At 36.7% G+C, this 20,132-nt stretch carries 17 protein-coding genes; 9 read left to right on the top strand and 8 right to left on the bottom strand.

Annotation, left to right across the window (positions count from 1 at the left end):
- Both ppnN and KO495_RS11625 read right to left on the bottom strand, forming a co-directional pair.
- Entirely contained in the window at positions 1 to 1,347 is a 1,347-nt protein-coding gene (gene ppnN, locus KO495_RS11630) for a nucleotide 5'-monophosphate nucleosidase PpnN (RefSeq protein ID WP_215980579.1), read from the bottom strand.
- A gap of 72 nt (positions 1,348 to 1,419) precedes the next feature.
- A complete protein-coding gene (locus KO495_RS11625; RefSeq protein ID WP_215980578.1) occupies positions 1,420 to 3,057 on the bottom strand; it encodes a GGDEF domain-containing protein in 1,638 nt (545 codons plus the stop codon).
- A 276-nt stretch (positions 3,058 to 3,333) separates the two neighbouring features.
- Here KO495_RS11625 and KO495_RS11620 point away from each other — a divergent pair, with 276 nt between their 5' ends.
- Positions 3,334 to 5,136 carry a PDZ domain-containing protein gene (locus tag KO495_RS11620; protein WP_215980577.1) on the top strand — a complete coding sequence of 601 codons (1,803 nt, stop codon included), beginning with the start codon at positions 3,334 to 3,336 and terminating at the stop codon, positions 5,134 to 5,136.
- Between the two features lie 118 nt (positions 5,137 to 5,254).
- On the opposite strand, the gene queF is transcribed toward KO495_RS11620, so the two are convergent.
- Positions 5,255 to 6,124: an NADPH-dependent 7-cyano-7-deazaguanine reductase QueF gene (gene queF, locus KO495_RS11615; RefSeq protein WP_215980576.1), complete on the bottom strand. Its 870-nt coding sequence runs from the start codon at positions 6,122 to 6,124 to the stop codon at positions 5,255 to 5,257.
- 54 nt (positions 6,125 to 6,178) lie between these two features.
- Here queF and syd point away from each other — a divergent pair, with 54 nt between their 5' ends.
- On the top strand, positions 6,179 to 6,766 hold the full coding sequence (gene syd, locus KO495_RS11610) for a SecY-interacting protein (RefSeq protein ID WP_215980575.1): 588 nt from the start codon (positions 6,179 to 6,181) through the stop codon (positions 6,764 to 6,766).
- Positions 6,767 to 6,842: 76 nt separating this feature from the next.
- On the opposite strand, the gene KO495_RS11605 is transcribed toward syd, so the two are convergent.
- Positions 6,843 to 7,193, bottom strand: a complete 351-nt coding sequence (locus tag KO495_RS11605; RefSeq protein WP_215980574.1) for a hypothetical protein — start codon at positions 7,191 to 7,193, stop codon at positions 6,843 to 6,845.
- A gap of 182 nt (positions 7,194 to 7,375) precedes the next feature.
- Between KO495_RS11605 and KO495_RS11600 the strand changes: the two genes are divergently transcribed.
- From KO495_RS11600 to KO495_RS11575, 6 genes are all read left to right on the top strand, one after another.
- The gene (locus KO495_RS11600; protein ID WP_215980573.1) at positions 7,376 to 7,750 is read left to right on the top strand and encodes a DUF3192 domain-containing protein; all 375 of its coding nucleotides are present in this window, start codon (positions 7,376 to 7,378) and stop codon (positions 7,748 to 7,750) included.
- Positions 7,751 to 7,935: 185 nt separating this feature from the next.
- The gene (locus tag KO495_RS11595) at positions 7,936 to 8,616 is read left to right on the top strand and encodes a GNAT family N-acetyltransferase (RefSeq protein WP_215980572.1); all 681 of its coding nucleotides are present in this window, start codon (positions 7,936 to 7,938) and stop codon (positions 8,614 to 8,616) included.
- Positions 8,617 to 8,678: 62 nt separating this feature from the next.
- Complete coding sequence (locus KO495_RS11590) at positions 8,679 to 9,299, top strand: cold shock and DUF1294 domain-containing protein (protein WP_215980571.1); 621 nt, start codon at positions 8,679 to 8,681, stop codon at positions 9,297 to 9,299.
- Positions 9,300 to 9,491: 192 nt separating this feature from the next.
- A complete protein-coding gene (locus KO495_RS11585; RefSeq protein ID WP_215980570.1) occupies positions 9,492 to 9,683 on the top strand; it encodes a DUF3185 family protein in 192 nt (63 codons plus the stop codon).
- A gap of 131 nt (positions 9,684 to 9,814) precedes the next feature.
- On the top strand, positions 9,815 to 9,976 hold the full coding sequence (locus tag KO495_RS11580) for a hypothetical protein (RefSeq protein ID WP_215980569.1): 162 nt from the start codon (positions 9,815 to 9,817) through the stop codon (positions 9,974 to 9,976).
- 154 nt (positions 9,977 to 10,130) lie between these two features.
- Positions 10,131 to 10,484, top strand: coding sequence for a hypothetical protein (locus KO495_RS11575; RefSeq protein ID WP_215980568.1), 354 nt, complete (start codon positions 10,131 to 10,133; stop codon positions 10,482 to 10,484).
- A gap of 487 nt (positions 10,485 to 10,971) precedes the next feature.
- Here the strand turns inward: KO495_RS11575 and KO495_RS11570 are convergent, their stop codons facing one another.
- Positions 10,972 to 15,018 carry an ATP-binding protein gene (locus tag KO495_RS11570; RefSeq protein WP_215980567.1) on the bottom strand — a complete coding sequence of 1,349 codons (4,047 nt, stop codon included), beginning with the start codon at positions 15,016 to 15,018 and terminating at the stop codon, positions 10,972 to 10,974.
- A gap of 1,100 nt (positions 15,019 to 16,118) precedes the next feature.
- Between KO495_RS11570 and KO495_RS11565 the strand changes: the two genes are divergently transcribed.
- Positions 16,119 to 16,478 carry a hypothetical protein gene (locus KO495_RS11565; protein WP_215980566.1) on the top strand — a complete coding sequence of 120 codons (360 nt, stop codon included), beginning with the start codon at positions 16,119 to 16,121 and terminating at the stop codon, positions 16,476 to 16,478.
- Between the two features lie 124 nt (positions 16,479 to 16,602).
- Here the strand turns inward: KO495_RS11565 and trpA are convergent, their stop codons facing one another.
- The 3 genes from trpA to trpCF are packed head-to-tail and all read right to left on the bottom strand — an operon-like array spanning position 16,603 to position 20,130.
- Positions 16,603 to 17,451 carry a tryptophan synthase subunit alpha gene (gene trpA / locus KO495_RS11560; protein WP_215980565.1) on the bottom strand — a complete coding sequence of 283 codons (849 nt, stop codon included), beginning with the start codon at positions 17,449 to 17,451 and terminating at the stop codon, positions 16,603 to 16,605.
- On the bottom strand, positions 17,451 to 18,713 hold the full coding sequence (gene trpB / locus KO495_RS11555; protein ID WP_215980564.1) for a tryptophan synthase subunit beta: 1,263 nt from the start codon (positions 18,711 to 18,713) through the stop codon (positions 17,451 to 17,453). Before trpB ends, trpA begins: the two co-directional genes overlap by 1 nt.
- A 1-nt stretch (position 18,714) precedes the next feature.
- Complete coding sequence (gene trpCF, locus KO495_RS11550) at positions 18,715 to 20,130, bottom strand: bifunctional indole-3-glycerol-phosphate synthase TrpC/phosphoribosylanthranilate isomerase TrpF (protein WP_215980563.1); 1,416 nt, start codon at positions 20,128 to 20,130, stop codon at positions 18,715 to 18,717.
- Positions 20,131 to 20,132 lie beyond the last annotated feature (2 nt).

Raw genomic sequence — 20,132 nt, 5'->3', positions numbered from 1 at the left:
TTACTCCTCTATAACGTTATAACAAGGGATATACTCAGTACCCGGTAGTTTCATACGTTGCTGCTCAACAAATGAAGCAAGTAGTTTATCCATTAATGTCATAATTTCTTTATCACCTGATATTTGAAAAGGACCAAGCTCTCGTATTGCTTTGATACCACCCGACTTTACATTACCGGCAACTATACCAGAAAAAACACGTCGTAAATTTGCCGCTAGTTCAGCCGTAGGCAGCTCATGGCTGATATTCAATGCCGCCATATTTGCATGGTTTGGCTCAAATGGGTGTTGAAAGTCGCTTTCTATTTCTAAAGACCAATTGAAATGGAACGAGTCACCTGTTGCTTTGCGATGTGTTAATACTTGCTCTAAACCTATTTTCATTTCACGGGCAACGGCAGGCGCATCGTTAATAATAATTTTATATAAAGATTGCGCTTTTTCACCTAATGTAGCACCAATAAAAGCGTGGATTTCTTTAAAGTAGGCTTTAGCACTAGCAGGGCCTGTTAAAATAATAGGCAGTTTTTGATCTTTATTCTTTTCATTAAGCATAATCCCTAAAATATACAGTAACTCTTCAGCAGTACCTGCGCCACCAGGAAAAATGATCAAGCCATGCGACATCCTAACAAAAGCTTCTAAGCGTTTTTCTATATCAGGCATTATCACTAATTCGTTAACAATAGGGTTTGGTGGCTCAGCAGCAATAATACTTGGCTCAGTTAAACCGATATAACGACCTGATTTATTTCGCTGTTTTGCATGGCCTATTGTCGCACCTTTCATTGGTCCTTTCATAGCACCAGGGCCACAACCAGTACAAATATTAAAAGCACGAAGCCCTAATTGATAACCAACATCTTTGGTATATTTATATTCATTATGACTAATTGAATGGCCGCCCCAACAGGTGATTAAATTAGGCTCAGTTTCAGGTAAAATAAGATTGGCATTACGCAGTATATCAAAGGTAGTGTCGGTAATATTTTCAGACGAAATAGGCATATTTAAGTAACGACTATTAATAAATAATATATCGCGCAATACTGCTGAAAGGTGCTCTCTAATACCACGAATTATTTTACCGTCTACAAAGGCGTGTAATGGTGGATTGTCTAAATCAATTTTTACGCCACGCTCTCGTCTGATGACTTCGATTTTAAATTTTTTATACTTTTGATAAATGGCTTCGGCATCATCGGTATTCGATCCCGCATTAAGTACAGCTAAAGAGCAGTTACGATAAAGCATGTAAAGCTCGCTGCTGGCAGATAATTGTAATTGGTCTACTTCAGCTTGTGAAAGTAAATTCATATTACCAACAGGGTTAAGTTGAATGTGCATAGAACCTCCTTTTATACGCGCCTTAATATTATTAAATGATTAGCGAGTATAGTTACTGTAATTACGCGTACATTACTTAGAATAAATAACTTGATTTTTACCTTGAGACTTTGCTTTATACATAGCTTCATCAGCACGTTCAAAAGCAAGATGGATATTATCATCGGTACGAATATGGGTGGCACCTATCGATAAGGTGATACTGACTTTATTGTTTTTAAACTTAAAAGGTAAGCGAGCAACTTGTTTATTAATTGTGTTTAATTCATTAATTAAATCAGTTTCTGCTGTTTGAGAGTAAATAAGTACAAACTCTTCACCGCCATAACGACCAACAAAAACATCTTTGGAAACATGTTTTTGAATCGTATTAGCAATCACTTGTAGCGTTTTATCGCCAGCGCTATGACCATAGGTATCATTAATTTTTTTAAAGTCATCGATATCAATAACGACTAGGGCTAATTCAAATGGGCGATGTTGAAAGCGAACCATTGCTTTAGCAAAGTAGTCATCAAATGCGGCACGATTAGCAAGCTTAGTCAAAGCGTCTTGCATGCTTTTGATTTGTTGCTCGGCAAGCTTTTCTTCAAACACGCGGCTTTTCTCTTCTAGCTGAGCGACTTTTTCTGCCATTTTAGTGAGTTTTTGACTTAATGCTAATTGACTCTGTTGTTCTATTTTCGATTTGGCTTCTAAAGTTCCTGCGATTTTCTGCAATTTATCATTGATGTCTAATTTTACTTGATCAAGCGACAGTGCCTTTTCAACAGTACCGGTCATATCAACAAGTTGTTTTTGTAGTACAACATTAATTTTATCGTTGGCTAATTGTGAAGACTTTTGTGTTTCGAGCGTCTCTTTTACCGCTAACTGAACACTCGTTAAAGTGTCACTAAGTGAGGTTAAAAAAGATTTAGCATTATTTTGTTCATTTTTGAACTCGGCAACGATGACATCAAATATTTCAAGGAAGTGGTTTACTATTTCCTTATTTGTTGTGTCAGCCATTAGCTTTTTCTTAATTGCTAATAATTGATTGGTATGTGCTTGAGATAAGTTGAGAGCACTTAACGTTACGGAGATTTTTTCTAATAAACTTCCGTCTAACTCAAAAGTGGAAGCAGTATTACTATTGTTCTCAGAAGAGGTTTCTAAAGTCGTTTGCGCAGAATCACCTGCATTGTTAGGTGTTGTTAATAAGCCATTTGTTGCTGCTTTTTCTTTAGCGCTCAAGGCATTTATATAAAACTCTAGTAATTGGCTTAATAAAGGAACATATTGAATTAACGCATCTTTTGTACTTTTAGTTTCTGATAATAATTCACGTAAATTGCGGCGGAGGTCGCTGGGTAAACCGTTAACCTTTTGTAAACTCTCACCTGCAAAATTGAAACGTTGATGCATTTGTGCAATATTTTTTTCGTTAGTTATTGCATGCTGTTGTAGTAGCTTTGTGATGATTGCGATACTGTTTTCAATGTCAGCTATCGGTGCGGACTTAGTAAATAAAGCCCGTAATTTTGCCAAGCGATTATCAAGCTCGAGATCGACCCCTTTAGAAACTAATGATAGTTTACTGATAAACTGAATAAGTAGTGTCGATTGGGTTTTGAAATCCTCTTCTAACGTTCTACGTGAGTCTATGGCGCTATCAAGTTTTTTTTGCAATGTGTCTAATTGCGCTTGTCCGACAGAGTTGTCATTCATAAAAAAAGCTTATCCTTAAAGTCCTAAATCTCTGTTTATTCTTTGGGTTTTATCTTGTTTTTCTTTGGAAAGTACTAAATGTTTTAAATTAATATCAAGTATTTATTCACACACATTCAACAGTATAAGACAAATTTAAGCACAAATGCTCTCTTTATTGTATGTCGGGGCAGAAAAAGTCATATTATTTTCTATCGCTACTATCTAATCGTATAAAATTGTTCCAATTAAGCTAGAATAATCATTATTTATCATGCCACCACTTAGGATTTTATTATGGTTTTATGTAAAAGCTTACTGTTCACCTTACTTCTTTATCTTATAGCGTTCAGTGTCAATGCTGAGGTTAATGTTACGATTAATATTGATAACCCTGAACACCACTTAGCAACGGTTCAGGTTCAGTTTAAAGCGTCTGAAACTAAGGATACACTCGTTTATTTACCTACATGGCGCACAGGTAGATATGAAATTTTAAATTTGGCTAACGGTATCAGAAAATTTTCAGCACAAGATGAGCAAGGTAATGCGCTTTTGTGGGAAAAAGTAAGTAAGGATAGTTGGCGAATAAATAACACCCAACATAAAAAGCTAACAGTAACCTACCAAGTTTATGCAAATCAATTAGGTAAAAGAACTCGCCATATTGATGATAGCCACGCCTTTATTGATAACTCGACCGTGGTGATGTATAGCGAGGAAAGTCGTCCGCAAAAGCATACCGTGCAAATGGTAGTGCCTAAAGCATGGCGCAGTGTTTCAGGGTTGGACTTTGGTGATAATCATCATCAATTTATCGCTAGAAATTACGATGTACTTGTTGATTCGCCTATTGAAAGCGGTATTAATCAATTTTTTGAATTTGAAGTTGATAATCGCCAATATGAATTAGTTATTTGGGGGGAGGGTAACTACGATACTCAAAAAATGTTACAGGATTTAACGGTAATGGTTGAGCAGAGTAAAAGCATTTGGCAAGGCTATCCATTTAAGCGTTATGTTTTTATGGTACACGCCACAAGTGGCGCTCGCGGTGCTACAGAGCATTTAAACTCAACCATTATTCAACGTTCTCGCTATAAATTTTCAGCAAGAAAAGACTATATTGGTTTTATTTCTACCGCCGCGCATGAATTTGTTCATACCTGGAATGTTAAGCAGTATCGCCCTGAAGGGCTTGTTCCTTATGATTATCAACAAGAGAACTACGACAACCTATTATGGCTTGCAGAAGGCTCAACCAGTTACCTGCAATACCAGCTATTATTACGCGGTAAATTATTAACCAGAAAAGAGTTTTTTGAAGACTTAGCTAAACGTATTACCAAACATCAACATAAGCCAGGGCGAAATAGCCAAAGTATTGCACAAGCAGGCTTTGATGCATGGATTAATGAAAGCGGAGACTATGGTAATAATCATAGCGTTAATATCTATGCTGAGGGTTATTTGGCCTCTTGGTTACTCGACTTTGATATATTAAGTCGAACTAATTTAGCGAAAAGTTATCGGAATGTGCATAATCAGCTTTATCAACAGTTTAAAATACCTAAAAGTTACAATGAGAATGATATTTTGGCGATTTTAAACCAAGTGACCGGTGAAAATTACCAGCCATGGTGGCAGCAAAACATTACTGGTTTATTAGCCATAGATTTTGATGCGTTGTTAGCAAAAGCGGGTTTGCAAATGAGCTATGGTAAAGCTGGTGCTAAGTTAAAAACACAAATTTGGACAGGCCTGAAAACCGAGCAAGTTAATAGTGGTTTGAAAGTAACGCATGTCGAAAAGCATAGCCCTGCATGGGATGCTGGCTTTACCCTAGACGACATTATTATTGCTATTGATGGTTTGCGTTTAGTCGATAAAGATCTCACAACGCGCTTAGCTGATTTTAATGATGAGAATACCGTAGACATTAGCTTTTTTAGACGTGACGTATTAGCGAGTAAATCACTGGCTTTAGTTAAAAGGCCTAAAGATAAGTTAAAAGTAACTCCATTAGAGAATGCTAACGAGCAGCAAAAAGCATTTTTTACTCAGTGGACTGGGCTTGAGTTTCCTGAGGACAAAAAATAAATAAAACTTAATTGAGTAACTACAATTAAAAAATCCAACCTAATAAAGGTTGGATTTTTTGTTTAAGCTGTTTAAAACTAAAACTAAAACTAAAACTAAAACTGCTCGACCATAAACGCTATTGGCGCAATGTTCTATTCGCTGGAGCCGATGTTAAATGGGTACTTCTAAAAGGGTTTATATCTAAACCGCCTCGACGCGTATAACGTGCAAAAACCGTAAGTTGCTCTAATTTTGCGTACTTTTGTAAATCACAAAAAATACGTTCAATACACTGTTCATGAAATTCATTATGTTGTCTAAATGAAATCAAGTATTTAAGTAACTGTGCGTGATTTAATGGAGCACCCTGATAACTAATATATACACTGGCCCAGTCTGGTTGGTTGGTGATTAAGCAGTTCGATTTGAGCAAATGGCTTACAAGCGTTTCATTTATACTAGGTTGGTCATTAGCCTCATGACTTGCTTGTATATTAGTTAACCACTGTGCATTGTATTGATATTCATCCATAGAAATATCTTCATTATCAATACAAATAAGTGAACTACTTGCCTGGTTAATGGCTAAGTTAGGGCAATCATCAACGCTAAAAAGGGCAACCGAAGCTTGCTCGCCAGCCGTATGTGATAAATCAGCAGCGAGAATTTTTTGTACTTGCTCCATTGATGAAAAACGGCTTTGGTTAAAACTATTTAAATACAGCTTAAATGATTTCGACTCAACTAAGTTAGGGCTCGTACAAGGGAACCTAAACTCGGCGACTGCAACCACAGGCTTGCCGTTGGTATTTAGCCAAGAAAGTTCATAACCGTACCAAACATCCTCACCAACAAAAGGTAATGTTGTGTCGGTTAATGATAAATCATCACGATTTAAACTTCGGGGTACTGCTTGCAGTAAATCTGGGTTATATTCACTGCTATATTGAGTTTCTTTCCCTAAAGTTAGCTCGCTTAATGCAGCTGATTTTTCATATTTGCTCATAAAAACTTCTACCGTTAACAATTATAGTATTATTTTAAAGGATCTTAGTCGTATATGACATCATCAAATACAACTTTAGCGCAAGCTGTACTTACATTTGCAGAGCAACATGTTGCTTTACATCAAGAGCGTAACAATAACGAATTACCCAGTACTGAATTTGATGAGCAGTGGTCGTCTCCCTGTATCAGTGAAAAATTGGCCGATGATCTTTGTAGTTGGCAGCCAATAGCCATTGCTAAGCTGGTAGAGCAGAAGGAAATAGCAAAACCGTTATCATTTAATAATGTTGAACAAGCGTTAGACTTAGTATTGCATCAAGATATTAAAACTTATTTTACAACCATCTTTAGTGACAGCATTGAAGCACAATGTGCCGATGGTAGCTTAACGTTATTGTTTGCTTGGAGTGAAGCTGACTTTGAACGACTACAAGAAAATATTATTGGTCACATCATGATGAAACAGCGTTTAAAACAAGCTGAAACGGTATTTTTTGCTGTAACCGACGAAGAAGATATTATTATTTCACTTGATAATGAAACTGGTGAAGTGTGGGCAGAAAGGGTGGGTTGTAAACCTCATAAAAAAATTGCCGACTCATTAGCTGATTTATTTACTAATGTGTTAACAGTCAGTTAGTTTTGCCTTTATTATTACAGCCAATAAGGCAGTTTATTGAAAGGCGTTTGAATGCTATGCACTAAACGCCTTTACTTTATTTTAGCTCTTTAGTCAGCTCTGCTATCATTTGCTTCATTTCACTTAGCTCTTCTCTTATTTGCGTTAACTCATGACTTAGCGCTTTATTAATACTTATTTGAATTCGTTCTTCTAAAATAGCATTGCTGGTTGCGTCATCGTTTTCATGCTTTTTATTTTCTTGGGGAGTCGTCTGCGCAGGAGGAGCGATAAACTTAGGATCATGCTGCCAACTTTTTAGCGTTTTAATCAGCGTAGGTAAAGGAACTGGCTGACTTAACTTAGCCTTAACCAAAGCGACGGTTGGTTTTTTCCCGTCATTAGCAAGTTGATTAGCAAACATTAATATTTCATCAAAAATAGTCATGGCGTTTATTAATAATTACGTGATAAGCAATATAACCATATTTTAGTTAAAAAAGCTAAAATTGTTACATGTCTCTTTGAAGTTTTTTCAATAAATCCCTTAATATCAATGGTTTGTTTTTTGGCAACTTTTTTGCTTTTACTGAAAGTGTACTAACGATAACAACTATAAAAGGAATAACCATGAAAAAGACAGTACTTGTATTATTAGCTGCTACCCCCTTATTATTTTCGCTATCAGGCTGTGTTGTAAAAATTAATGATGACGGCATTAACCATGATTTTGTTGTTGATAGTGAAGACAGAGCTTATAAAAACCGTAAACACATTGCGGCGGTTAACTTAGGAGCCAGTATTGCTGATATTGAAGAAAAGCTTGGTGTTGCTGATTTTTCTGAGACGTATAGTGAAAATGAAAAAACAGTGAAAGTACTTTATTACCGAACCCAACGTAAACATAAAGATGGTTTAACCACTAAAGATGAATGTACCTATTTGCAATTTGTTAATGGTGAGCTAATTAAAACCGGTTATGGTGACGAGTTTAAAAAAAGCTAAATTTAACGCGTAGCAGAGTAGACAACTTAGTACGTGATTTTTACCCAACCTATGTGAAGCATCGCTATTTCAGTGATGCTTTTTTGTATGGGCTATTTGTAATTTCAATTGACCTGTTTTTAGTTATGCTGCTAAGGTGGAACTAATAAATATCAAGCTAATCCACCAGTAGAGTAGGAGTTATCATGACAGAAATGGAATCACCAGCAAGTGTTATAAGCAACAATGCTGACAGTGAAAGTGTTGATGTAAAAGCGAGTTACTTAAAAGCTGAAGACTTAAAGTTTGCTGCATCGCTTTTATACCAAGCGTACCATGATGACCCTGTTTTTCTTGATATATTCAATAGTGATAAAGAAGACTACGAGCAGCGTTTACGCGCGGCAATTCGAGAAGAATTAAACGCCTTTTGGCAAGCAAAGCAACCCATGGTCGGTTTATATTTAGGTGACACTATGGTTGGTGTTGCTTGTTTAAATAGTCCAGATGAGTCACTTAGCGTTAATCGCTTTTGGCATTGGCGTTTAAAAATGTTACTAAGTGCTGGTTACTTTAGTACCAAACAAATGATGCAAAAAGAACAAACAGTGCTCGAAGCTGTGCCATTAAAAACCTTTCATTTATTGTCATTTATTGCGGTGCACCCGTTACATCAGCAACACGGTTTTGGTCATTACTTAATGGCTGCGGTAAATACTGTACTTGACGAGCATACTGATAGCGAAGGTGTTGCTGTTTATGCTACCTCAGGTAAGTTTAAAGCATTTTTCGAAAATGTTGGTTATGAGGTCATTAAAGAAGTAACTGTTGGTAATGTCTCTGGCTCTGTCATGGTACATTATCGTAATAACGAGTTAGTACAATAAGTTACTTAAACAGCAAAAGACAAGTTCATTATGTTTTTCATCGTTAGTTATCGAAGTAACTTATGTGTTTAACAGGCAAGCTACTAAAATGGAGCGAAGACAAGTGCTTTGGCTTTATTGTACCTAATGGTGGTGGCGATCATGTTTTCATTCATAAAAGTGCGTTTTCAAATAAAAAACGCACGCCTCAAGTTAATGACATTCTCACATTTTCGATAGCGAAAGATAAACAAGGGCGTTACTGCGCTGATAAGGCGACTTTTGCAGGCGAAAAGCCCGCAAGTCATGCAGAAAAACATGTGAATAAGTTTTCAATTTATTTAGCCGTTTTATTTTTAGGGACTATCTTAGTTGCGTTAATTTTTGGCTACTTACCAATAAATTTAGTATTACTTTATTTAGGCGCGAGTACGCTGTGCTTTGTTTCATATGCGCATGATAAAAACAAAGCAAAAAGGGGCGCTTGGCGCACTCCAGAAAGTACATTGCATTTGCTTGCACTGGCTGGCGGCTGGCCAGGAGCTGCTATTGCACAGCAAACCCTTAGGCATAAATCTAAAAAGGCTACATTTAGGTTTGTTTTTTGGTTAACGGTTATCATAAACATAAGCGCACTGTGTTGGTTAACATCATTAAATCAAATGGATGAAAGTACTTCATTGCTCAAAATGTTATTTTCATAATTTTTCAGAAAAACTAGGTGACTATTAGTTAGAGCAATAACAGTTAGTTGTTTTCGGGAGTATTTGTAAAAACGGCTAGCAAGTAATTCAGCAGGGTAAATGCAATTGGCTAATTTTAGCCGCTTAGGGGCGAGCTATGTGTTTAGTCAGTTGGAGCACTCAATTGCACACTTATAAATTTTAGGAGTTGAGATGAATAACAAAATTATTGGAATAGTCCTTATTATTGTGGGGGTTGCATTAGCTATGTGGGGTTACAATATTTATGATTCTGCTAGCTCACAAGTTACTCGAGCATTAAGTGGGGATACGCCTATTGAGGCTTGGGCGGGAATGGCTGGTGGCGTAATTGCCGTTATACTTGGTATTACAAGACTTAAATAATAGCAATAAATAAACACGCAACAAGAGTTTAAAGTAGGCGTTAATAAGTGCAGATAGAAGTGTTTTATGTTATTTCAAATTTATCTGTTACGATAACTGTGTTTCGTTTAAACGGTTAACTGGAGGCTGTGATGAAAAAATGTCATAAAAAAGGTATCGATTTAAGTTTATTATGGGCTTCTGCAATTTTGTCATCTGCTATTCTTGACGCCCCGCAGCTATTAACGCTAATAATTTTGCCTGTGTTAGCCTATATGTCAGTAACGCTTATAAATAAAGACCATCAGTCTTAATGTTTGTATTTCAACGGTTTGATGTAAGTTGCACACTACAAGTGACAAAAATGGACGTTAACAGTTAAGCGTCACTTTGCGGTGATAACCAATAAATTGTTTGTACTTAATAAGGTATTAATAATAAGGCATTAAATTTTTAGTGGATTTGAGCATGAATCAAATAAGAGGTTTTGCTTTTTCATTTGTAATAGTCATTATTACATTTATAGTTTCAGCGATAGCTGCTGGTATCCTAGCCGATTTTATGGGAGTTTGGAAAAAACCAATAATTGGCTCAGTTGCGGCTTCTTTAGTGGTTTTATCTGGTTATATCACTGCGCCTAGTCACAAAACGAAAGTAGCAACTGCTTGGTTGATTGTTGGAGCTATTGCAGCTTTGATCTTATCGAGTACTTCGCCATACCCAGAAGATAAACCCACTTTATTTCCTTTATATGCGACTTATGCTAGTGGCTTTATTACGTTATTAATATGTATTATTTGGCATAAAAAACATAACCAATGAACCTCACAGAACCAATAGCCGTTTTTCTATTACTACAGTTGTTAACTAACCATTATTTTCGTTTAGCGTGCAATGAGTTTTAGGGATTCAGTGCATTTCCTAAATGCAGGAACGTAGTTGAAAGAGGTTAGTAAAATTTAGGTTTTAATAAGTAAATTGAAATATAAATAAGCCTTCGCCTTTGTGCGCTTAGTGGAAGTTAGCTGTTGGTTATTCTTTAGGTCAGCTGATAGCCAATTGCGGACATTGATCTTCTTTGTTCCCAACGGCAGCTTAGAGCGAACAACGGTTGTTGGTAAAAACGAGTTCAGCATGCTCAATGCAAGATTTGCCCTATTTATGCATTCAAAGATTATTCAATTAATGAAAAAATCTAAATTAAATTATTATAATTCACAGAGGAAACCTTGAAAATTCTCGATAAAATTAATGCTATTAGATTGTACTATTACTGAGCAGGCAATACTAATCCGCCTAAAGTAATAGCTCAAGATCGAGATACATCTAAAACGAAAACATCAATAAATCCCCTTATTTCTAAAGGTAATGTTTTCTCAATTGACTCTTTTAACTCTTTTGCAGTCGTTATATTACCAGCCTTACGAGCTGCCACTTTTACATCGGTACCAAACCAAATAACAAGATAAACCCCTTGTTTCTCTGCATCATGATGAATTGAATATCGCTCATAAAGCTGAGTTGAAGCTGCTGAATATAAATCAGGATGCCACTGCCCCTTAGCTTCAATAACAAGTAAACTTCTTTTACCATCAATCACTTTAGCTGCGATAAAATCAATCCTATTTTGATTTTTAGTCTGAAATTCAGGTATAATGGTAATATTTTGAGGTTTAAGTACTGTGTCAAGGCGCTCTGCAATAATTCGAACTGAACGTACCTCATCCAAATGTACATCATTTAATGATTTATCTTTAGTATAGTAACGATCTGCAACGTTAAACTCTCCACCGTCAATTTCTTTTTGATAATTTTGCAATTCTTGAATGACTAATTGTCGTAAGCCTTCAACCGTAATCACGGCATTATTATCTAATAAATCGACTATTTTCGCGGCTGATGGAGCCTCAAAATTTGTCAATGCCTTTTTTCTCAGTTGTTCTGCTTGTATGCTTTTTAAATTTTTATGGATATCAGAAAAATCAGACTTTAGTAAGAGTCGATTAAGTACCGGTATCGCTTCATCTGGGCCATCTTTACCTATATTCCAAATAATATCTGTAAGGAACCTATACGCCTTTTCTTCTGGAGGGTATTCTGATCCCCAACTGCCGGGCAAATACACCTTCGGCCATTTATCAAAAAAGGCCTCGAGAATAGCTTCAAGCTTAAGAGACGTTAACTCTGGCCAATGAGGATGATCGCTTCGATTCATTCGACTCGAATATTCATGAAATATAAAAACTGAATCTTTATCAGATTTAAGCCAATTAAAGTAAGGTTCAGCCTCCTCTCGATTTAAAAAATAACAAGCTCGAACAAACCAAAATTTACATCTTTGTGAAAATAAGTCATGATTTTTAGGCTGAAGATACTCTGATAATAGTTGAGAACAACGTTTAAGGATTATGTTATTTAACTCTTCGCGATCACCATGCTGTGCTGCAATTTCAAAAAGCGAACTCAATGTGTACAACCCAAGTTCATCGAAACGATTAAGCCATTCTATAGATAAGGTAGCCTGTAATGGGTTAAATACATTGTCGTATTGTAGTAAGTCTACAGTAGGATGAGTACAACTTATTTCTGCTAACTGAGGTTCAACATATTGACGAAGGAATATTTCAGCCGAATTGACATTAGGAAAGATTAACCGATCTACTTCGGCTTTCAATGCACTCATTTCATTTTCACTAACACCAGAGTAGCTAATGTTAAAATATGTTTTCAGAGCTACTAAGAATAAATGTTTTATACTGTTTAAATTACCATTTAAACGCATGGTTTCTATACAAGCTGCTACAACTATGATTTCAATATTATAGAAATAAGGTGAACATTTTCTTACAGCAAGTTCTTGTATGTTAGGAACTTCAGGTTCAATAAAATCAAAACAATTTCTCAAGGAGTTTCGAACAATATTTTCATCACCAAAGTTATTATTTATCTCCTCAGGTCTGTTTAGGATACATTCTGAAAAACGAACTAAATACCCCCAATGACGACCACCTTCAACTAGATCATGATTTTCATTAATGTACTTTATGTTCTCAGTGTGAACAGCATGCTCTTTTTTTTCATAGCGCTTAACGCCTCTACGATGCCTTAAGCCCCACTGGCGATCATCATTCTTAATTTGTATATCATATTGTCTATTTAATGAGGCCCATTTAGCCATAAACTTTGGCTTTAAAAGTGCTTGCTTTCGCATGTGACAACGTAGGTTATTAGGATCTTTGTGTTCTGAGTGGTGATGGTATCTATGGAACTCTATAAAGTTCGCCCATAGTTCAGTATTATCACGTTCAAACGCTAAATCGACGATGAACTGATAATCTTCAATTTTAAAAGCAAGTCCGGCATGTGACTCTCGGCTTGTGAATTTTGTCCACCTGGTTTGAGAAATCTGTTTACGGTCAGTCAGCTCACCAAATACATGAGTAATAATACCTTGGCGTAAGCAATTATCTTCGCGCAAATAATTTACCGAAGCTATCTTTCGGGTACTATTTCGTCCATGAAAATTTAAACTTTTAACCCATTGCCAAATCTGTAATGGGTCATGAGGTGGTTTAGCTACTTCAAAGTAACGATCTAACAAGTGACCAATAATTTTACTTATTCCTGTTCGGCAATCACATTCAAACGCTCTTTTTCCGCAGGTGCAAGCCAAGCCTTTGCTTAAGGAATTTAAAAGCGCTTCGGTAGTCTGTAAACTCAAGCAGGACACTAACCCATTAATGAAGTAACGGCGCCCTATGGTTCGCTCAAAACCTTTTTTATAACTTGGATATAAGTTAGCGCAACTATTAAAGAAGTCTTCTAATTCAGTAGAAGTGAACTTTTCAGGGTCATAATATTTGATAATATCAGCTGCTATAGCTAAAGAAGAGTATGTACCTTCTACAATCAAATGCTTTAAGTCGGAATGAAAGTCATAGGCATCCAAACCTAGCGCACAGGTATTAGCTAACATCCTTGTGTTTTTATTTTCATTAGGATCTAAAATAATCTGACGCAACTCTGCTTCTAGCCATTTTAATTCTTTAGTTCCAGCTAATAGTTCAAGTAATAAATCTCGTAAATTACCATCACTTTCACCGGAGATAATTGGCTTGAGATCTTCTATAACTTCATGCGTAAAAAAGCCCACAACATTGAATTTTCGCCATGCATCATTCCGTCGAAAATAAGGGTCACTAGCTTCAATTTCTTTTAACTTTGATAATAGAAGTCGTTTTGATGATGGTTCTAGTTGAGAAGGATCCCCGTTTGCTAGCACTGCATAGGGATCAAGTTCAATTATAGTCTCTTCTATTAATTTATTACCCAAGGATGCCATCCAACCAAGTAGTCCACGCAACTCATCTCTCACTGTTAAGTTAGGTGCAATAATAGACACACATTGAGAGATAGTTAAAGGGTCTGATGGCATAAGAATACGCTTAACTAGGTAATCAGCAGCACAGTATTCAGCAACTATTTTATGAACGGGTCTATGCTGATCTATATTGTCTCCTGGTTTAAAAAGGCGTGTTGCCAAAAGACTACTTACATCTAAATCGCTAGTGTTCAATAACGAACCAAGTATGGGGTACATCCTACTTTCATTAACTTCACTGATTCCTACTCCCTCTGAACCGGATAATAGGATTTTTGCAAATATTTCGGATGAAATGTCTACTTTATTCTTAGTTGAGAACTTAGGGCTTGGTCTTACACTTTGATTAGTCTCTTTCGCTAAATGAGTAATGGCTTGGGTGAAAATAGAGCGCTTATCCGTAAAATGACCATTACTTTCAATATAAGCATCTGCAAACAACTTTAGAAACTGTGGGTTAGGTAAAAGTGGATCTAAAGAAAATCGGGTAACTTCTGCCTTAAATTCAACAAAATCATCTTGAGAGGTATGATGGAAAAAAATATTTTGTTGTTCTGACTCATTAAATTCGCACAGCCTAGCAATGACAGGCTTTTTACCAAAAAACTCTTCAAACATATTTGTTGTAGAGGTATTCCATTCACTGGACCTACTTGATATGACTATGTGACTTGGGTTAATTTCTGAAGCATTAGCAAGTAATTGGTAAATACCTGATTGATCTATTTTTGATAACTCATCAAAAGCATCAATTACAAGAGCTTTATTCGATTGATTAGAAGCTCTGTGACGAAATACATTTGCTGTAACTTCTTTAACTGTTAACTGTTTAGCCAAGCTTTTTATAAGTTCAGTCTTACCAGCCCCAGGTTCAGCCAAAACGATAATGTACTTAGACGCCTTTAATAAGCTAGCCTCAGTATATCTTTGGTCATCACTAACAAGTGTACGCTTAAGGTAAAGGGGCTGATTCATAAGGAGAAGTATTATCTAGATAAAGTTAGAATAAAAAATATTATCACATAAATCTATATTTTATAATTAGTTACATTCAAAGATATCTAAGAGTTTTTGGAACTACTTATATTTGATTTTTATTTTCAAACTGAAACCCACACACAAGCGGCTTCAATTGAGTTAATTCTAGGATATAAATTTAACCTGTGAATACACACAGTAATCATCTGTAACGTTAGTGCATATGCAGGTTAAACAGGTCTGAAAAATCCAGAAGGGTATCAAAATTCCAGAAACAAAGGATAATTCCCACACTCACTTAAAACGTTATCGGCATATGTGCTATTTTTTTTGTAAGACATGTCTCACAGTGATGTGCGATATCATGGCAATTGTCGCTGTAAAATAGAAGCTTAATTATTTACTGTTATGATTTTAAAGGCTTTTTATTTTTTATTGAAAGTTGCACTTATGTTACATCTAAATAATTTTATTCTGGTTACTACTAACCATAAATTTTAAGTGTAATATTAATCATGTCAGGAAGACATAGGGCAGGAAGCCTTAAAGCAATACGCTGTCATGGATGAGATAGTAGCTACGGGGATGTTGTTACTACAAATGGAAAATACTTGGAAAGTATAACGCTTAATGATTAAGCAAGGCAATAAAATGGATGCCAAGGATACTTCGGGACGAAGCAATAAGGATGTTACGGAATAGTAAACTTAAGGAAAACCTAAAGCAGGATGCTTTACTCATTTAGGTAACTAACTGAGACAGGTTTAAAGGAAGACTTTATGGATGAAGTCTAATAGCAGGATGCTATAGGGAAAACTAAACAAGGATGTAGCTTGATAAGGATTATCAAGGTCAGGAAGACATAAGTTTAGGATGACTTACTTAGGGATATATATTTAAGGAGTTACAAGGATTGTATTCAAGGAAGAAATGAGAATATAAATATAAGTGCAGGATGCGCTATATAAGCTAGATACAGAAATGCGACTCTTTGAGTCGCATTTTTTTTATGTTTTTTCTGTGCTTTTGATATTAGTATGTTATTAAATATCTTAACCTAAGCTCTGGTTTTTAGGCTATGTTACCGTGATAACACTATGTTGATACTTTTCTCTAAAATAGCGCAACAATTACATCCATACCTGCGATTAGTTCATTTATTACTAATGGTACTTATTGTATTTTTAATTACGCAATTTATACCCGCTTTGAAAAGTGAAAGTATCGGTGATACGCATACCGTGTTGAGCTTTCTTTTATGTTTATGGTTGTTACTTGTTCATACTATTACGGTTGTATTTAATGATTTTCCTGATTTAACGGGTGAGCAAGCTTCACGCTTTAAACGCTATAAAATAAAGCTGCAGCGGGTAGGTTATTATATACTGGCGCTTGTTTTCACCTTACTAACATTAGTCATTACGTTCTTAACGTTTAGGTTGCTTAATGTGCTATAGCGAATCAGTTTTGGGAAAAAAATTTAGCCGATTAATCGTTGGTAGGTTTACGTATAGATAGCAAAAAGGAGTACCAAGACTCCTTTTTGCTGAGCTTAAAAAGTATTAACTAACCCTATTCAGGTTAACTACTTTTAGTCGCTGCTTTCATGTTTGTGACAAAACTATGTAGTTGAGTTAGCATCTGTTGATTGTCATGTAAATTATCTTCAATTATTTTAACCACAGCTGAGCCGCTAATAGCACCTGAAGCACCAGCAAGGAGTGCGGCTTTAACTTGCTCAGGAGTTGATATCCCAAAACCAATCACAGGTGGTGCTGCGCGATATTGTGTTAACGCAGCAATGAGGTTGTCGGCTGCAGGTGCTGCTTGTGTTGACTGTACATTAACCCCTGTTACGCCAGCACGGCTTAACACATAGGTATAACCACGTGAAAAAGAAGCGACTTCCTTTAATGTGTCGCTACTAGCATTGGGTGGGGCAATAAAAATAGGCGCAATATTGTGTGCTAATGCCGCTTTTCTAAACGGTAAGCTCTCTCTTATTGGTAAGTCGGCAATTAAAACCGAGTCAACGCCTGCTTCACTCATATCTCGATAAAAATTATCTATGCCACGAGCAAAAACAAGGTTGCCATACAATAGTAAACCAATAGGGATGTGTGGTGCATAGGCTCTAACTTGCTTAATTATTTCAATACAGCCGTCGGTATTCATACCAGCGCCTAAGGCGCGTAATGCTGCCATTTGTATTGTTATGCCATCAGCACTTGGGTCTGAAAAAGGAATACCTAGTTCAAGCGCATCAGCACCTGCATCAATTAAGGTTTTAATCACCGCAAGTGATTGCTCTGCATTAGGATCACCAATGGTAACAAAAGGAATAAACGCTTTTTCATTTTTTTCGCGTAATGCTGAAAACGATGCTTGATAGCGACAAGTGGCATCATTATGTTGTGTTGAATTATTCATTACGCTTCACCTCTATGTTTTACGGCGCCTTGCTCTGCTGTTTCAGGAGATAATATGGCATGCACATGAGCTAAATCTTTATCGCCTCGCCCTGATAAGTTAACCAAGTAAATAGTTTCTGTGGTTGCTTGCTCTGCCATTTTTAATGCTTGAGCGAGTGCGTGAGATGACTCTAGCGCAGGAATAATACCTTCGCTTTTAGCTAATGCTTGAAATGCATCAAGTGCTTCATCATCATTAATTGGCACATACTGTGCTCGATCGGTTTCTTTTAAGTAGGCATGTTGTGGGCCTACTGCGGGGTAATCAAGCCCAGCTGATATAGAGTAAGACTCTTCAATTTGTCCGTACTTATCTTGCATAATGTAAGTGTAATTACCATGCAACATACCTTTAGTGCCAGCAACTAGTGTTGCGCCATGCTCTTTGGTGTTAATGCCTTTACCACCGGCTTCAACGCCAATAAGCTTAACTCCTTCTTCATGAATAAAGTCATTGAACATACCAATAGCGTTAGAGCCTCCGCCTACCGCAGCAATAACGTAATCAGGTAAGCGACCTTCCTCAGCTAATAATTGTACTTTAGCTTCTTCACCAATCATTTTTTGAAACTCGCGTACTATGGTTGGAAACGGGTGAGGGCCAGCTGCAGTACCGAGTAAGTAATGCGCTTTTTCGTAATTGGCAGACCAATCACGTAGTGCTTCATTAACGGCATCTTTTAAAGTACCAGAGCCTGCAGTTACAGGAATAACTTCAGCGCCCATTAACTTCATTCGAAATACATTAGGTTGTTGACGCTCACAATCAACAGCGCCCATATACACTTTACATTTTAGCCCTAATAACGAGCAAGCAATTGCGGTTGCAACACCATGTTGACCCGCACCCGTTTCAGCAATTATTTCTGTTTTTCCCATGCGTTTTGCTAATAGGGCTTGACCTAATACTTGGTTAGTTTTGTGTGCACCACCGTGTAATAAATCTTCACGTTTTAAATAGATTTTTGCTAAAGGGTTTTTAACAATATTACGACAACAGGTTAATGGTGTTGGGCGACCAGCGTATTTAGTGAGTAAGTTATTGAACTCGGTTAAAAACTCTTCGTCAGTTTGCGATTCAATAAATGCTTGTTCAAGTTGCTCTAATGCCGGTACTAATAGTTCACCCACATACATGCCGCCAAACTCACCAAAATAGGCAGGTAGGGTTTCTTTAGGAATAGTGCTAGTTGCACCTGTGCTTTGGGTTTCTTGAGTCATCTTAATAATTCCTTATGCGCGAAAAAACTTGTTGTAGTTTTTCGTTTGATTTTACGCCAGGGCTAGTTTCAACACCTGAGTTGATATCTAGGCCAAATAAATCTAAATGTGTTAACTGAGCCAGAGCTAAGTCAATATTATCGCTATTTAATCCACCGGCTAATAAACTGGTAGATAAGTCTTGTGTGCTTTGTGCTAACACTTGCCAGTCAAACGCTTGTCCGCTACCTGGGCTTTTACCGTCTAACACATGATGAGGAACGGTCGCGTTTAGCGTGGGCACATCAGAGGTTACAGCACTTGCTTGCCATATTTCACATAATTGGCAGTTATTGTCATTTAAAGCCGTTCGTAATGCTGCGATATAATGTTCATCTTCACTACCATGTAGTTGAACAGCGCTTAAATTTAGGCTTTGAGCTAAATCTATGATCTCACTTGGTTCGTGATTCACAAATATACCCACATATTCAAGTTGTGGTTTGGCGTCAATAATGGCTAATGCTTGTGCTTTGTTAATGGCACGGGGTGATTTTTCAGCAAAAATTAATCCGCCATAACGTGCACCTGCATTAGCAACATTTTCAATATCCGTGATATTAGTGAGACCGCATACTTTGTTATTACCAAAAATGAGTTTTCGACAAGCTAAGTCAATGTCGTTAAATGGGTTGTTATCCATTGCCATTAACGAGCTACCCACTAAAAAACCATCAACCGCAGGAGCAAGTTCTCGCACTTGCGCATTATTATAAATACCTGATTCTGAAATAATAATGCATTCATCAGGTAGTGTTGGCGCAAAGTCGAAAGTGCGGCTAATATCGGTACTTAAGTCACGTAAATCACGGTTGTTAATACCAATCATTTTAGCGCCTAAGGCAATAGCACGGTCTCGTTCTTCTTCATTCGATATTTCAGTCAGTACTGCTAAGTTATATTGCGCTGCTACATTAGCGAGCGTGGTATATTCTTCATCAGACAACACACTTAACATCAGTAATACAGCATCAGCGCCGTAATGTCGGGCTAAATAAACCTGATAAGGGTCAATGAAAAAGTCTTTATTTAGTACGGGGCAAGTAACGGTTTGGGTCACTAAGGCTAAATAATCAAAGTTACCTTGAAAATACTTCTCATCGGTTAATACTGAAATAGCCGCGGCGTATTTATCATAAGTTTGGCAAATAGACTTCACATCAAAATCAGGACGAATAAGCCCTTTTGATGGTGATGCTTTTTTACACTCTAAAATAAACCCCGCTTCAGGTTTTTCTGGTGTACGTTTAAGCGCCGCATACATATCTTTGGTTGTTGGTTGAAGCGCATCTATAAAGCTGGCTAACGGCTTTGCTTTTTTTAAAGCGTCAATTTCAATACGCTTGTCTAGTACTATTTTTTCTAAAATATTTGCCATGT

Origin of the sequence: Colwellia sp. D2M02, assembly GCF_018860755.1 — a bacterium.
Classification (GTDB): domain Bacteria; phylum Pseudomonadota; class Gammaproteobacteria; order Enterobacterales; family Alteromonadaceae; genus Colwellia; species Colwellia asteriadis.
Note: the sequence above shows the minus strand (reverse complement) of the source record. Positions and strands in the feature narration are given on the sequence as shown.

What these genes read in the sequence shown, in the direction of transcription:
- KO495_RS11580 (WP_215980569.1), top strand. Translation starts at nt 9,815, where the DNA reads ATGAAAAAATGTCATAAAAAAGGTATCGATTTAAGTTTATTATGGGCT.
- KO495_RS11565 (WP_215980566.1), top strand. Translation starts at nt 16,119, where the DNA reads ATGTTGATACTTTTCTCTAAAATAGCGCAACAATTACATCCATACCTG.
- KO495_RS11570 (WP_215980567.1), bottom strand. Translation starts at nt 15,018, where the DNA reads ATGAATCAGCCCCTTTACCTTAAGCGTACACTTGTTAGTGATGACCAA.
- trpCF (WP_215980563.1), bottom strand. Translation starts at nt 20,130, where the DNA reads ATGGCAAATATTTTAGAAAAAATAGTACTAGACAAGCGTATTGAAATT.
- KO495_RS11620 (WP_215980577.1), top strand. Translation starts at nt 3,334, where the DNA reads ATGGTTTTATGTAAAAGCTTACTGTTCACCTTACTTCTTTATCTTATA.
- KO495_RS11605 (WP_215980574.1), bottom strand. Translation starts at nt 7,193, where the DNA reads ATGACTATTTTTGATGAAATATTAATGTTTGCTAATCAACTTGCTAAT.
- KO495_RS11595 (WP_215980572.1), top strand. Translation starts at nt 7,936, where the DNA reads ATGACAGAAATGGAATCACCAGCAAGTGTTATAAGCAACAATGCTGAC.
- queF (WP_215980576.1), bottom strand. Translation starts at nt 6,124, where the DNA reads ATGAGCAAATATGAAAAATCAGCTGCATTAAGCGAGCTAACTTTAGGG.
- KO495_RS11585 (WP_215980570.1), top strand. Translation starts at nt 9,492, where the DNA reads ATGAATAACAAAATTATTGGAATAGTCCTTATTATTGTGGGGGTTGCA.
- KO495_RS11590 (WP_215980571.1), top strand. Translation starts at nt 8,679, where the DNA reads ATGTGTTTAACAGGCAAGCTACTAAAATGGAGCGAAGACAAGTGCTTT.
- KO495_RS11625 (WP_215980578.1), bottom strand. Translation starts at nt 3,057, where the DNA reads ATGAATGACAACTCTGTCGGACAAGCGCAATTAGACACATTGCAAAAA.
- trpB (WP_215980564.1), bottom strand. Translation starts at nt 18,713, where the DNA reads ATGACTCAAGAAACCCAAAGCACAGGTGCAACTAGCACTATTCCTAAA.
- syd (WP_215980575.1), top strand. Translation starts at nt 6,179, where the DNA reads ATGACATCATCAAATACAACTTTAGCGCAAGCTGTACTTACATTTGCA.
- KO495_RS11600 (WP_215980573.1), top strand. Translation starts at nt 7,376, where the DNA reads ATGAAAAAGACAGTACTTGTATTATTAGCTGCTACCCCCTTATTATTT.
- trpA (WP_215980565.1), bottom strand. Translation starts at nt 17,451, where the DNA reads ATGAATAATTCAACACAACATAATGATGCCACTTGTCGCTATCAAGCA.
- KO495_RS11575 (WP_215980568.1), top strand. Translation starts at nt 10,131, where the DNA reads ATGAATCAAATAAGAGGTTTTGCTTTTTCATTTGTAATAGTCATTATT.
- ppnN (WP_215980579.1), bottom strand. Translation starts at nt 1,347, where the DNA reads ATGCACATTCAACTTAACCCTGTTGGTAATATGAATTTACTTTCACAA.